Genomic DNA, 13,787 nt, shown 5'->3' with positions numbered 1-13,787 from the left:
TTTAATTTTTTGGGTGATGATATGAGCTGGATAGCAGGTGTGATTGTAAATTTATCTGTTGCCAAAGTGGATAAAATTTTTGACTATATAGTGCCCGATGAGTTACAAGAGACCATTGATATAGGTTCAAGGGTAGTTGTACCTTTTAACAATAATCTGGTTGATGGTTTTGTTATTGAGAAAAAATATATTGCTGATACAGCTGTTGAGCTGAAAAATATAATTGAATCAATAGACGATATAAAGTATTTCAGTGCCAACATGGTTATTCTCGCAAAGTTCATCAAGGAAAGATATAACTGTCTTTTTATTGATGCATTAAAGTGCTTTATACCCCCAGAGGTCAATATTAGCTTAAAAAAGAAAATTATAATAAGTGGCACTGCAGATAATACTAATTTAAATGATAAGGAAAGGGCTGTCCTGGAGAAAATTATTACAAGCAAAAAGACCATGTATACAGATGAGATGGATGGGGATAAGAAAATTATTGATAGGTTAAGGAAAATGGGTATAATAAGTTATTTCCCTGAGATAAATCGTGGTACCAGACATAAAAGGGTCCGAATGATAAAGCTTAAGGAGGGAATGTTTGATGATGACTTAAAGGAAAAAGAAAAAGATTTTATTGATTACCTTAAAGAAAAAGATTGGGTGCTGGCTTCGAAAGCAGTTAAGGATACAGGAATTGACTACTCCTTTATAAGAAGATTGTATAAAAAAGGTGTTATAGATTATGAGTACAGGGAATTGAGACGTATTGTTAAATTTCCAAGGATTAACGAAAAGAAGTATGAGCTAAATTCCTCTCAATTAAAGGTTGTAAGTGATTATTATATGGCAAGAAAAAACGGGAAGAGCAAGTTTTTGCTGTTTGGCGTATCTAACAGTGGAAAAACAGATGTATACATGAATATTGCAGAACAGATGTTACAGGATGGCAAAAGCGTCCTCATACTGGTTCCAGAAGTGTCACTGACCCCACAGGTTTTTGCCAGATTTGTCAATAGATTTGGTGATATGGTATCGGTTTTTCATAGCAGATTATCAAATGGTCAACATTTTGATGAATGGGACAGGGTGAGACGGGGCGAGGTAAGGATTGCTGTTGGCACACGCAGTGCAGTTTTTCTCCCTATGAAGGACCTTGGTCTTATTGTTATAGATGAGGAACATGATACGGGTTTTAAACAATCAGATATGCATCCATATTATGACGCAAAAGAGGTTGCCATAAGAAGATGTGAGTTAGAAAATGCTTCTATTATATTGTCGAGTTCTACACCTTCGGTTGAGACCTATTACAAAGCGCAATTAGGTGAATACGAGTTGCTAAACCTATCAACAAGAGTGAATGATACTGGTATGCCTGTATTTGAGATAGTGGATTTGAGAGGGGAATTAAAGAAGGGAAATAGAGGTATTTTAAGCCGCAAGCTTATATCTGAGCTTGGCACATGCTTAAAAAATGGAGATCAGGCCATACTTTTTTTGAACAAACGAGGTTATGCAAGTTTTGTTATGTGTAAAAATTGTGGTAATATACTTAAGTGCCCTCATTGTGACATACCGTTAAAATATCACTCCGACAAAAAAATCCTGACATGCCATTATTGCAATTACAATGAGACGGTTATGCGTACATGCCCCAAATGTGGTGGTACAGAGATGGAGTTTGGGGGATTTGGTACACAGAAGATAGAGAGGGAGATCAATAAGTTTTTTCCAGATGCCAGGGTTTTGAGGATGGATAGGGATTCTATAAGGGGGCTAACCAGTATAAACGATATTTTTTCTAATTTCAGGGATGGGAAGGCTGACATTCTTATAGGAACCCAGCTTGTTACTAAAGGGTTTGATTTTCCTGGTGTTACATTGGCAGGTGTAATCCTTGCGGATATAAACCTTAATCTACCTGATTATAAATCTTCTGAAAATACCTTCCAGCTCTTAGTTCAGCTTGGGGGTAGGGTAGGAAGAAGAGGCAAAAAAGGCAAGGTTATCATTCAGACTTTTAACCCGCAGAATTATAGCATCCAATATGCGGCACGTAATGATTATATTGGATTTTATCAGAAGGAGATTGAATTCAGAAAGCAATTTGGATATCCGCCTTTCATGAGGCTTGGAAGGGCGTTATGTTCGGGTCCTGAAAGTGAACAGGTTAGAAAAGCGATAGAAATATGGTATAATGATATAAAGAGGTTGACAAAAAATGTTGGTGCAGTCGATATAAAACTGTTACGACCTGTACCCAGCCCAGTTGCAAGGATAAATGATCTATACCGGTGGCAGTTTGTTTTAAAAGGAACTGATGACAGAGAAATAGCAGTGCTTTTATCTGATAGTCTTCGCAATATAAAAAAGTTGGATGGAGTAAAATATATGATGGATGTAAATCCAGTTAGTTTAATGTAGGAGGTAGAAAATGGCATTAAGAGAGATTAGAAAATATGAAGATGAACTATTAAGAAAGAAAAGTAGGACCGTCGAAGAGGTTGATGATAGGATAAGGTTATTGATAGATGATATGGCTGAGACCATGTACAAAGCAGATGGGGTTGGCCTTGCGGCTCCCCAGGTAGGTGTGTTGAGGAGAGTAATAGTCGTAGATGCTGGAAGCGGTCTCATTGCATTGGTTAATCCGGAGATAGTTGCGTCAGAGGGTGAACAGATAGGCGTTGAAGGGTGCCTTAGCATTCCGGATGTGGCAGGAGAAGTGGCCAGGCCAAAGATTCTCACTGTTAGAGGACTTAATAGAGATGGGGAACTTATAGAAATCACCGGTGAAGATTTGCTGGCTCGAGCATTATCCCATGAGATTGATCACTTGGATGGGGTATTGTTTATAGATAGGGTTATTAGATACGTTGACGCGGAAGAGGAAGGTGGTATAAAAGAATGAAGGTTGTGTTTATGGGAACACCCGAGTTTGCCGTACCTATATTAAGGGCACTGATTTTATCTCATGATGTGGGCCTTGTAGTTACACAACCAGATAGGCCAAAAGGACGTGGCAGGAACATATCTTCTCCTCCTGTTAAATCCTTGGCGATAGAATACAATATTCCTGTAGTTCAACCAACCAAACTCAAAGGTAACATTGAGGCCTATAATCTAATTAAAGAGACAAAACCAGATATTATTGTTGTGGCTGCTTATGGCAATATATTACCGAAAGAGATTCTAACGTTGCCGCCTATGGGATGCATAAATGTTCATGCCTCGTTACTCCCTAAATATAGGGGAGCAGCACCAATAAACTGGGCGATCATAAATGGTGAAAAGGTTACAGGTATATCAATAGTAAAAATGAGTGAGAAGCTCGATGCAGGGGATATTATTTTAATGAAACCAGTGGAAATATCTGATAAGGATAATGCACTTACCCTTAATTCAAAACTTTCTCAGGTTGGTGCTGATGCGCTGATAGAGGCATTAAACATGATAGAAAACGGTACAGCTCAATATTTAAGTCAGGATGAAGATGAAGCAACATATGCTCCTATGTTGAGTAAAGATGTTGGTCATATTAATTGGGGAAAAACTAAGAAAGAGATAGTAAACCTTGTAAGAGGCACATGGCCATGGCCTGGAGCATATTTTTGTATGAATGGGAAGGTTATTAAAGTGTTGGAGTGCAGTATAAACAATGAAGAAATAAATGGCAGGCCAGGAGAGGTGGTTAAGGTGGATAAAGAGGGTTTATGTGTAGCATGTGCTGATGGCAGTATAAGGATAACCATGCTTCAACCAGAAGGTAAGAGAGCAATGAGCGTCGATGAATATATCAGGGGAAATAGGGTAGAAGCAGGTACTATTTTAATATAGGGAGTGAAATTTTGTACGGGAAAAAGAGGGTTTATATTGGTGTATTAACCATACTAACATCAGCTGTTATTATATTCTATCTTACCTTAATTTATGTATTATTGACACACAATGTGGGACTTTATTATTATATCTTAATAGGAATAGCTGCTCCATTAACGGTGTTTTTATTGATTCTTGTTGTGGGAACTCTTGCGGTTGTATTCTCTTTACTCAAGAAAAGACCAATAAGGAAATTGAGCGACTTTATGTCCTTTGCTTTAAATACCATTTATCCGGAGGTATTGTTCGTTGGTGGGCTTTTGGGAATAGAAAAAGAGCAGATGATGAGGTCGTTTGCAGAGATAAATAATAACCTTGTTGCGGCAAGAAATGTTAAAGTGGCTCCGGATGATATACTGATCCTGTTACCACATTGCTTGCAAAGGTCCACTTGTGTGTACAGGATAACCACCAATATAAACAATTGCAGAAGATGTGGTAGATGTGATATAAAAGGACTAATAGAAATCTCGGAACGCTATGGTGTGCGTATAATTGCTGCTACAGGAGGAACCCTGGCAAGGAAAGCGGTTAAGGATTATAAACCCAAGGCAATAGTTGCAGTGGCTTGTGAAAGAGATCTTACAAGTGGGATACAGGATGTCAATGGGATACCGGTCTATGGTGTTATAAATATTAGACCAGAGGGTCCGTGCTATAACACGAGGGTTGATCTTAATCTTGTTGAAAGTGCGGTAAAAAATTTTATCGACGGGAGGTACTATCAATGATATTCGATTCCACCTTCATAATTTTGATACCTGCTATGATTCTCGCAATATATGCGCAAGGGAAGGTACAGAGCACATTCAATAAGTATCTAAAGTATAGAAATGCTCATGGTTATACGGGTGCTGATGTGGCAAGGAGGCTCCTTGACATGAATGGTCTTTATGATGTGCCAATTGAGGTTATAGGTGGTACACTTACTGACCATTATGATCCATCGACAAAGGTTATGAGGCTATCAAGGGATGTGTATTCAGGGACATCTGTTGCTGCTATTGGAGTTGCAGCCCATGAAACGGGTCATGCGATACAACATAAGGAAGGATATATACCGCTGACGGTTAGAAATTTAATTGTGCCAGTTGCAAATTTCGGATCAAATCTGGCCTGGCCGTTGTTTTTAATTGGTTTGATAATGGGTATTCCATCACTTTTAGATTTTGGGATAATATTATTTTCGGCTGTTGTTATATTTCAGATCATAACGCTACCTGTTGAGTTTAATGCAAGCAACAGGGCTATCAGGTTGCTCTCCTCAGAGAATATTCTTACAGATGCTGAAATTAAACCTGCAAGAGAGGTATTAAATGCTGCTGCATTGACATATCTCGCTGCTACACTTACAGCCATATTGCAGCTTATACGCTTAATCGTTTTAAGGGAGGAAAGAGATTAAATGTATTTATTTTTTCTCTTATTCTTTCCCATTTTGGTTTTTATATTATTAAATCTAATAATATTACCATTTCAGTTTACAGTTAGATCTCTTTTGAATATTGTGACGATTCCGGTAGAGATATATCGTATTGCTGTTAATAAAGTAGTAAGGCAAAATCATGCTTTGGAACATGCTACTATAAATGTAATAGAAGAGAAATATGATGGTATCTTTAATCTTAGTGGATACGCCTTAACAGATGGATTCATCATTAGGGGTAATGCTCCAGCTGATATGGTTTATGAGGCTGCTAAAGTTGGAAGCATGAGGCTTAAAAGAGGAGAGAGGTACCTGGCTGTGCACAAGAGATGTGGCACCAGTATTGCGGTTACAAATTTTATTTCTTCAATTATATTTTTAGTACTCTTATTTAAGTATGGCTATTTTAATCTATTTAACATTATCATTGCGATTGTATTAGCCAGTTTAATTGGCCCGCTGTTTGGTAAATATGTCCAGCTATATCTGACAACTGCACAGGATGTAAAAAATATGGACATAATAAATATAACAGATAATACTCAGCCAGTTTATTTTTGGAATACATCAAATGAATACTATATACAAACCCGGAGGATTTAAGTGTGGAAAGTGCAAGAGAAGCAGCATTAAATATAATAAGTGATGTGTTAAAACCAAGAGGATTCCAGTCTTTTGATCCAAACAAAGAGCTCAATATAGATGTTGATGATGAACGCGATAGAAGATTAGCTTTAGAAATTGCCTATGGCGTGATTGAGCGAAAGAATACCCTTGATTATATTCTGGAGCAATACCTGTCACGGGCCATAGATGAGGTAGACATAGTAGTTATCAATATATTGAGGATGGGCCTTTATCAGATTATTTATCTTGACCGGATTCCTCCATCAGCGGCTGTAAACGAATCTGTAAACCTTGCAAAGAAATATAGCAATGCAGGTGCTGCCAGGATGGTAAATGCTGTTTTAAGAAATTTTTTACGTAATGGCAGATTTTATAAACTGCCCCCAAAAGATGATAGGGTTAAATATCTATCCATAGTGTATTCTCATCCTGAATGGGTGGTAAAAAGATGGCTTGATGAATTTGGTTACGAGTTTACTATTGATTTACTGGAAGCAGATAATAAAAGGTTGCCCATTGCTATAAGGGCAAATACATTAAAGATGGAACCAAAGTTCCTTATAAATAAATTGAAAAATGAAGGTATAGAGGCAGAACGTGGCAACTACCTTGATGAGGCCATAATAATAAAAAAATTTAATCGTCTGGAAAATCTTCAATCCTATAAAGAGGGTTTGTTTTACATTCAGGATGAGGCATCCATGCTGGTATCACATGTATTAAATCCAAGGGAAGGAGAATTTATTGTTGATGTTTGCAGTGCTCCGGGTGGAAAGACAACTCATATCGCTGAACTTATGAAGAATAAGGGGCATATTATAGCAAGAGATGTGCACAAACATAAGTTGAAAATTGTAAATGAGAATGCGGAAAGGCTTGGCATTAAGATTATTGAAACACAACTTTATGATGCTACAACAGTTGATGAGAACTTAATTGAAAAGGCTGATAGAGTTTTAGTGGATGCTCCATGCAGTGGTTTGGGGACAATAAGACACAGACCAGATATTAGATGGAATAAACACATTAGTGATATACACAAGATATCAGCACTGCAAAAAATAATTCTTAGAAATGCATCACAGTATGTAAAAAAGGGCGGCATATTGGTGTATAGCACATGTACTATCGAAAAAGAAGAGAATATAGACGTCATAAACGATTTTTTAGAGAAAAATAGTGATTTTAGATTAATTGATTTTAATGATTTGTTACCATCCAATTTGATGTTAAGGGATTCTGGCACAGGCTATATCACCCTTTATCCATCATTAAATCAGACCGATGGTTTTTTCATAGCAAAAATGAGTAGATTGGGTTAGGGGCAATTGTCCATATAAAAGTTAATTAATCATAACAAATATAATGGTGGTATGAGATGAATAAAGAAGATATTAAGGATTACACAATTGAGGAGTTAAGAGGAATAGTGGTAGAGCTCGGTGAACCAGGGTACAGGGCGGATCAGGTATTTGAATGGATTTACAAGGATGTGAATGATTTTGACGATATGACCAACCTTCCTAGGAGTTTAAGGGGGAGATTGAGTGATCGGTATTTTATATTTAAATCAAACGTAATGAAAGAAGAAAACTATAAAGATGCGTGTAAATTCTTGGTTTCACTTGAGGATAGCAACTCAATTGAAACAGTGCTATTAAGCTACAAATATGGTTACACCCTTTGTGCGTCAAGCCAGGTGGGGTGCAAAATGGGGTGTAGCTTTTGTGCTTCAACAATAAATGGCTTTGTTAGGAACTTAAAACCTGGGGAAATGGTTGAACAAATAATGGCTGTACAAAGATTAAAAGGCGTACGGATTTCTCGTGTTGTACTAATGGGAAGTGGAGAACCACTGGATAATTATGATAATGTCTTGCGTTTTGTAAGAATAATAAACGAAAAGAAGGGGCTGAATATAGGGGCAAGACATATTACAATTTCAACCTGTGGGATTGTACCTGGTATCTATAAGCTTGCTGATGAAGGATTACAATTGACCCTTGCTGTGTCGTTACATGCAGCATCGGATGAGAAGCGAATGTCGATAATGCCGATCAATAGAGCTTATCCAATAAAAGATATAATTGCTTCAATAAAATATTATATAGAACACACTAACAAAAGGGTCACCTTTGAATATTCTATGATAAGAGACTTTAATGATAAAGAAGAAGATGCTGAAACACTTGCTCTGTTGATAAGGGGGCTCCTTTGCCATGTAAACTTGATACCAGTTAATAGGATTGAAGAGACTGAGTTTTTACCGTCTACAACAGAAAGGGTAAAACGGTTTAAAGAAAAGCTCGAAAAATTCGGTATTAATGTTACTGTTCGCAGGTCTCTGGGAGGGAAAATCAATGCTGCATGTGGTCAGCTGAGAAGAAGTTATTTAGAGAAACGGGAGTGATTTGTATGATGAGCAATGCTGTTTCTAATATCGGTATGGTGAGAGACAAGAATGAAGACAGTTTTTATGTTTCTGGCTGTGATGATCCTTATAAACTTTACATTGTTGCTGATGGCATGGGTGGGCATAATGCGGGTGAAATTGCCAGTTCCCTGGCTGTTGATGCGGCAAAACAATTTTTTGATAAGTATTATGTCTCTTTGCAAAAGACGGATGACATGATAGAAAAATTTATACGGGAAGCTATAGCAAATAGCAATACAAGAGTTTTAAACGAATCACAGCTTCATATCGATGAGAGCGGCATGGGCACAACAATGACACTACTTCTGATTGAGAATAACAAATTTTATATAGGACATATTGGAGATAGCAGGGCATATCTGATTAGAAATAATACAATAGAGCAAATTACTGAGGACCATTCTTTAGTAACTCAAATGGTAAAAGAAGGCAAACTATCAATTGCAGAAGCAAAATATCACCCGTTAAAAAATATAATTACACGGGCTATTGGTGTTGATATGGATATTAATATAGATGTATATATACGGCAGGCTGTACAAGGTGATATTGTAATTTTATGCACAGATGGACTGTCAAATATGGTGACGGATGCCGAGATACTTGAGGAATATACAAAATGTGATATAGTAACTGCCAGCAATAATCTAGTTGAATGTTCCAATGCTCGCGGTGGATATGATAATATTACAATAGTTGCAGTCAAGTGCTGATTGAGGTGATTTAATTGATAGGGAAAATGTTGGGTAACAGATATGAGATTCTGGAAGAGATTGGACAGGGCGGTATGGGTATTGTGTATAAAGCTCGTTGTCATTTGCTTAATAGATTTGTAGCTATAAAAATCTTACGCCCAGAATTTTCACACGATGAAGAATTTATAAAGAGATTTAAATACGAATCACAATCAGCGGCAAGCCTGTCGCATCCGAATATAGTGAGTATTTATGATGTTGGTAATGAAGGCAATATCTATTATATTGTAATGGAGTACGTGAAGGGCAAGACGTTGAAACAAATTATAAAAGAAGTGAATGGGCATCTATCAGTGGATGAAACAATATCAATTGCCAGTCAGGTTCTAAGAGCATTGGACAATGCTCACAGACATAATATTATACATCGTGATATTAAACCACATAATATTTTAATTACAGAAGATGGTATAGCAAAAGTGACTGATTTTGGCATAGCAAGGGCAGCTACAGATTATACTCTAACATACAATAAAAATATCATAGGTACGGCCCAATACTTTAGCCCTGAACAGGCAAAGGGCGGAATCGTTGATGAAAAATCTGACATATATTCACTGGGTATAGTTATGTATGAAATGCTTACAGGACAGGTGCCGTTTGAGGGGGACAGCCCCATCTCGGTAGCTCTAAAACATATAGAAGAAGAGCTGGTTCCACCTTCAAAAATTAACAGAGATATTCCGAAAGGGATTGAAGATATTATTATAAAAGCCACTCAGAAAGATCCTACTAAAAGGTACTCTACAGCAAAAGAGATGCTTAATGATATAAATAAATTTGTGAGTGATCCTGTTAATTTTAGGATTATCAAAATAGATGAGGATGCACCTACTAAGATTATGCCCACGATAGATTATAAAGGGAATGAAAGAGAAGACAATAAACCAGTAAAGAGTAGACGGAACAAAATTGTTTCTGCCATAATTACAACAGTTATTGTTTTAATAATAATGGCTGGCATAGCCGGAGCAACATTCATTTTTATAAACCGTCAAACAGCAGAAGAGATCGATGTGCCCCCAATAGTCGGTATGCAGGTAGATGATGCAAAGAAGCTGCTAGAAAAAAATGGCTTATCTTTAGAAATTGTTGGAGAGGATTATAGCGATGAAGCGGCGGGTATTGTCTTGAGTCAGTCTCCTGAGCCAGAAATAAAAGTAAAAAAGAACTATAAAATAAAGGTTAGAATAAGTAAGGGGGTTGAATTAGTAAAGGTACCACTTGTAGAAAATCGGGAAATGGATGAGGCTGTTTCTATTTTAAAAGATGCCGGTTTAATACCGATTGTAAATTATGCATATGACAACATTGTTCCTGCAAATAAGGTTATCTCCCAAAATCCCATGGCTAATGAAGAAGTAGAAAAAAATACTCGGGTGGATATTTACGTCAGCCGGGGAAAAGAGCAGGTAACCATGATAAATATTATTGGTAAGACCCTGGATGATGCAAAGAAAGTTTTGAATGAAAATAATTTAACACTTGGAAATGTAACAGAACAGGAGCAGGATGGACCAGAGGGTGTAATTATATCACAGAGCGTCAAACCAGGTGATCCAGTAGAAAGCGGGTCAGCTATAGATGTCGTAGTTAGTAAAAAGCCTTCTCCACCGGTCTTGAAAAATGTGACTATTCCTTTACCTGATATACCTGGAGAGATGAAGGTTGTTGTAGTTAAAAAAGATGCTCTGGGTGAGACTACTATATATTCAGGTATGAATACTTATCAGGATAGCCCGTTAAATATCTTAAATGTGCCTACAAAAGGCCATGTAATTATTGAGGTGTATATTAACGATGAAAAAGAGCCCTATGCTAGATATGAAGATAATACTTAGGAGGAATCTATGCCAGAGGGTAAAATAATAAAGGCAACTGCAGGATTTTATTATGTGCTGGTTGATGGTAAAATATATGAGTGCAGGGCAAGAGGCCTATTTAAATTGAAGGATAAGACGCCTCTTGTAGGTGATAATGTAATAATTAAAGCTATTGACGAGAGAGATGGCTATATTCTGGAAATACTTGACAGAAAAAACAGGATAATGAGACCTCCAGTGGCCAATGTGGATGTGGTAGTCTTGGTCGCATCTGCTAAAGCTCCTGAACCAAGTTTTCTATACATTGACAGGATTTTAGCAATGTGTGAGTATGGGGGAATAGACTGTATAATTTGTGTAAATAAAATTGATATAGACTATGAAGGGGAATACAAAGAGTGGTCAGAAATTTATTTAGATATTGGCTATCCTGTTTTTTATACCAGTGCAAAGTTAAATATAGGTGTTTATGAATTAAGCGAATACCTAACAAATAAAATATCTGTATTTGCGGGAAATTCAGGGGTAGGGAAGTCCTCACTTTTGAATGCAATGAGGCCTGGATTAAAGTTGAATGTTGGTGACATCAGTTCAAAATCTAAAAAGGGAACTCATACTACAAGGCATATAGAGCTAATAAAGATATATGAAAATAGTTATGTGGCTGATACGCCAGGATTTAATGAGCTTTCTATAGACTTTATCAATAGGTATGATTTAAGCTCATGTTTTAGAGAATTTAATAGTTATGAGTGTCGTTTTTCCAACTGCCTTCACCAGAATGAACCAGGTTGCAGCGTTAAAGAGGCCGTAAATGAAGGTAAAATACACATATCAAGATATCTTAATTATCTGAAGCTATTGGGGGAAATTGTTAAATCGGAAGGGGAGTTGTATTAAAATGGCTATACTAGCTCCATCTATTTTGTCGGCGGATTTTTTGAATCTTGGTGACAATATAAGAAAATTGGAAAACGCAGGGATAGAAATGCTGCATATTGATATTATGGACGGGCATTTTGTCCCAAATCTTACTTTTGGGCCTGCTTTGGTAGAATATGTTCGTAGGTTTACTCGACTTAAACTTGATGTTCACCTTATGATGACCAACCCGCAGGACTATATTGATGAGTTTTGTGACGTTGGGGCTGATTATATTACTGTGCATCAGGAAGCTTGTATGCATCTAGACAGGGTTATAAGCTTAATTAAGAAAAGAGGAGCTAAGGCTGGGGTGGCGTTAAATCCAGCTACTCCCCCATCTACGCTTCAATATGTTCTCGATGATGTAGATATAGTATTGGTAATGTCAGTAAATCCAGGATTCGGTGGGCAGAAGTTTATAGAAAGAATGCTGTTTAAAGTAGCCGAACTGGATAGATTACGAGGAGATAAATATGGATATCAAATAGAGGTAGATGGTGGAATAAATAATAAGAATGTAAAAAGTTTGGTAGAGTCGGGGGCTGATATAATAGTGGCTGGAACTGCCGTGTTTAGGGGCGATATAATAGAAAATTGCAAGAAAATAGGAGCGATTATAAAATGAAGGCTGTGATTCTATCCAATGGAAATGTAGAGAATATTGAATTTTTAAGGTCATATATAGAAAGTTCTGATATATTTATATGTGCAGATGGTGGCGGCAATTATGCTAAATCTTTGGGTATTAAGCCTGATATATTAATTGGTGATTTTGATTCTATAAAAGAGGAAATTTTGAATTATTTTCAACATCTTGGTACAGAGATTATTCGATATCCGCGAGAAAAAAATTATGTTGATACCCAATTGGCTGTGGACAGAGCCATAGAGCTTTCCGCAGATAAAATAATTCTACTTGGGGCTACAGGAAATAGATTAGATCATACCCTGGCCAATATAAACATGCTTTATTATATTTATAAAAAAGGAGTAACTGCCGAAATCGTAGATGAACATAACAGGTTGATGCTACTTAAAGGAGAAAATTTTTTGAGGGGACAAATGGGGGATACGGTTTCTTTTATCCCGTTCTTTGGAGACGTTAAAAAAATCGTTTTAAAGGGCTTCTATTATCCACTTGATGGTGTTACTCTCACCAAAGACACATCGCTGGGTATCAGCAATGTGTTTACAGAGGATGTGGGGTATGTAGACAGTGGAGATGACTTCGTTCTGGCTATTTTTTCATATGGTCAGTAACATTTATTTTTTTTCATCATATTATAAATAAGGTAGGCTCAAAGAGGGGATATAAATGAATAGAACCTTCCGTAATGTTCGCTTTAGCAGACGGAATATAAAGAGGTTGATAGGATTTACTCTTGTGATTATTGGAGCTGCTGTTGCAATCATAAATATACCTGTATGGTTTTGGTTTAGTATGGCTGGTATAATAATACTTATCATAGGACTTTTATTTTATAATCAAAAATGAGTGTAAGGAGGTGTTTTATGAAGGTCTATGTAATTAAAGCTCCTCGCTTTATTAAAAAACTTTTAAGTGTTTTTATTAAAAAATAAAAGGAACGTGCTGACATGTAATCATCAGCACGTTCCCTTTATATTGCTCTTACGACCTTACCAGACCTCAAACAACGTGTACATACATATATACTCTTATTTTCTCCATTTACAACCGCTCTGACTTTTTTGATGTTTGGCTTCCATATCCGCTTTGACTGTCTATGCGAATGACTATATTGTATACCAGTAACAGGCCTTTTACCACACACTTCACATACTCTTGCCATATTAGAGCACCTCCTAACTTGAGTTGAATTCAAACAAGTAAATTCTAACACAAACCTATACATGATTTCAACAACAAGTTTATTTATATTGTATTGATTGATGAGGAGATATCT

At 36.8% G+C, this 13,787-nt stretch carries 15 protein-coding genes; 14 read left to right on the top strand and 1 reads right to left on the bottom strand.

The features are described from left to right. The first annotated feature begins 21 nt into the window (after positions 1-21). Genes priA through FWJ32_RS00510 form a run of 14 tightly spaced genes read left to right on the top strand, consistent with a single transcriptional unit; the run spans position 22 to position 13,357 of the window. The gene (priA, locus tag FWJ32_RS00575; RefSeq protein WP_149544034.1) at positions 22-2,418 is read left to right on the top strand and encodes a primosomal protein N'; all 2,397 of its coding nucleotides are present in this window, start codon (positions 22-24) and stop codon (positions 2,416-2,418) included. Positions 2,419-2,428: 10 nt separating this feature from the next. After that, entirely contained in the window at positions 2,429-2,905 is a 477-nt protein-coding gene (gene def, locus FWJ32_RS00570; protein WP_149544033.1) for a peptide deformylase, read from the top strand. Beyond that, a complete protein-coding gene (gene fmt / locus FWJ32_RS00565; RefSeq protein ID WP_149544032.1) occupies positions 2,902-3,831 on the top strand; it encodes a methionyl-tRNA formyltransferase in 930 nt (309 codons plus the stop codon). The genes def and fmt overlap by 4 nt, the downstream gene beginning before the upstream one ends. Before the next feature lie 11 nt (positions 3,832-3,842). Then, positions 3,843-4,604 (top strand): DUF116 domain-containing protein, encoded by a 762-nt coding sequence (locus FWJ32_RS00560; RefSeq protein ID WP_149544031.1) that lies wholly within the window; start codon positions 3,843-3,845, stop codon positions 4,602-4,604. Then, entirely contained in the window at positions 4,601-5,278 is a 678-nt protein-coding gene (locus FWJ32_RS00555) for a zinc metallopeptidase (RefSeq protein ID WP_149544030.1), read from the top strand. Before FWJ32_RS00560 ends, FWJ32_RS00555 begins: the two co-directional genes overlap by 4 nt. After that, entirely contained in the window at positions 5,279-5,902 is a 624-nt protein-coding gene (locus FWJ32_RS00550; protein ID WP_149544029.1) for a DUF6391 domain-containing protein, read from the top strand. It abuts the gene before it with no gap. Positions 5,903-5,904: 2 nt separating this feature from the next. Beyond that, positions 5,905-7,248 carry a 16S rRNA (cytosine(967)-C(5))-methyltransferase RsmB gene (gene rsmB, locus FWJ32_RS00545; protein ID WP_149544028.1) on the top strand — a complete coding sequence of 448 codons (1,344 nt, stop codon included), beginning with the start codon at positions 5,905-5,907 and terminating at the stop codon, positions 7,246-7,248. A 56-nt stretch (positions 7,249-7,304) separates the two neighbouring features. Further along, positions 7,305-8,336, top strand: a complete 1,032-nt coding sequence (gene rlmN / locus FWJ32_RS00540; protein WP_149544027.1) for a dual-specificity RNA methyltransferase RlmN — start codon at positions 7,305-7,307, stop codon at positions 8,334-8,336. A 5-nt stretch (positions 8,337-8,341) separates the two neighbouring features. After that, positions 8,342-9,073, top strand: coding sequence for a Stp1/IreP family PP2C-type Ser/Thr phosphatase (locus FWJ32_RS00535; protein ID WP_149544026.1), 732 nt, complete (start codon positions 8,342-8,344; stop codon positions 9,071-9,073). 14 nt (positions 9,074-9,087) lie between these two features. Then, positions 9,088-10,956, top strand: coding sequence for a Stk1 family PASTA domain-containing Ser/Thr kinase (pknB, locus tag FWJ32_RS00530; protein ID WP_149544025.1), 1,869 nt, complete (start codon positions 9,088-9,090; stop codon positions 10,954-10,956). A 9-nt stretch (positions 10,957-10,965) separates the two neighbouring features. Next, the gene (rsgA, locus tag FWJ32_RS00525) at positions 10,966-11,838 is read left to right on the top strand and encodes a ribosome small subunit-dependent GTPase A (RefSeq protein ID WP_149544024.1); all 873 of its coding nucleotides are present in this window, start codon (positions 10,966-10,968) and stop codon (positions 11,836-11,838) included. Position 11,839: 1 nt separating this feature from the next. Next, positions 11,840-12,487, top strand: a complete 648-nt coding sequence (rpe, locus tag FWJ32_RS00520; protein ID WP_149544023.1) for a ribulose-phosphate 3-epimerase — start codon at positions 11,840-11,842, stop codon at positions 12,485-12,487. After that, positions 12,484-13,122: a thiamine diphosphokinase gene (locus FWJ32_RS00515; protein ID WP_149544022.1), complete on the top strand. Its 639-nt coding sequence runs from the start codon at positions 12,484-12,486 to the stop codon at positions 13,120-13,122. The genes rpe and FWJ32_RS00515 overlap by 4 nt, the downstream gene beginning before the upstream one ends. Positions 13,123-13,177: 55 nt before the next feature. Continuing rightward, positions 13,178-13,357: a hypothetical protein gene (locus tag FWJ32_RS00510; protein WP_149544021.1), complete on the top strand. Its 180-nt coding sequence runs from the start codon at positions 13,178-13,180 to the stop codon at positions 13,355-13,357. A gap of 124 nt (positions 13,358-13,481) precedes the next feature. On the opposite strand, the gene rpmB is transcribed toward FWJ32_RS00510, so the two are convergent. After that, entirely contained in the window at positions 13,482-13,673 is a 192-nt protein-coding gene (rpmB, locus tag FWJ32_RS00505) for a 50S ribosomal protein L28 (protein WP_149544020.1), read from the bottom strand. Between the last annotated feature and the right edge of the window lie 114 nt (positions 13,674-13,787).

The organism is Calorimonas adulescens, assembly GCF_008274215.1.
Lineage (GTDB): Bacteria > Bacillota > Thermoanaerobacteria > Thermoanaerobacterales > UBA4877 > Calorimonas > Calorimonas adulescens.
This window is presented reverse-complemented; position numbering and strand designations above follow the sequence as displayed.

Excerpts from the sequence above, each read along its gene's own strand:
- rsgA (WP_149544024.1), top strand. The coding sequence starts at position 10,966 with ATGCCAGAGGGTAAAATAATAAAGGCAACTGCAGGATTTTATTATGTG.
- rlmN (WP_149544027.1), top strand. The coding sequence starts at position 7,305 with ATGAATAAAGAAGATATTAAGGATTACACAATTGAGGAGTTAAGAGGA.
- def (WP_149544033.1), top strand. The coding sequence starts at position 2,429 with ATGGCATTAAGAGAGATTAGAAAATATGAAGATGAACTATTAAGAAAG.
- FWJ32_RS00510 (WP_149544021.1), top strand. The coding sequence starts at position 13,178 with ATGAATAGAACCTTCCGTAATGTTCGCTTTAGCAGACGGAATATAAAG.
- FWJ32_RS00550 (WP_149544029.1), top strand. The coding sequence starts at position 5,279 with ATGTATTTATTTTTTCTCTTATTCTTTCCCATTTTGGTTTTTATATTA.
- priA (WP_149544034.1), top strand. The coding sequence starts at position 22 with ATGAGCTGGATAGCAGGTGTGATTGTAAATTTATCTGTTGCCAAAGTG.
- FWJ32_RS00535 (WP_149544026.1), top strand. The coding sequence starts at position 8,342 with ATGATGAGCAATGCTGTTTCTAATATCGGTATGGTGAGAGACAAGAAT.
- FWJ32_RS00555 (WP_149544030.1), top strand. The coding sequence starts at position 4,601 with ATGATATTCGATTCCACCTTCATAATTTTGATACCTGCTATGATTCTC.
- FWJ32_RS00515 (WP_149544022.1), top strand. The coding sequence starts at position 12,484 with ATGAAGGCTGTGATTCTATCCAATGGAAATGTAGAGAATATTGAATTT.
- rpmB (WP_149544020.1), bottom strand. The coding sequence starts at position 13,673 with ATGGCAAGAGTATGTGAAGTGTGTGGTAAAAGGCCTGTTACTGGTATA.
- fmt (WP_149544032.1), top strand. The coding sequence starts at position 2,902 with ATGAAGGTTGTGTTTATGGGAACACCCGAGTTTGCCGTACCTATATTA.
- rpe (WP_149544023.1), top strand. The coding sequence starts at position 11,840 with ATGGCTATACTAGCTCCATCTATTTTGTCGGCGGATTTTTTGAATCTT.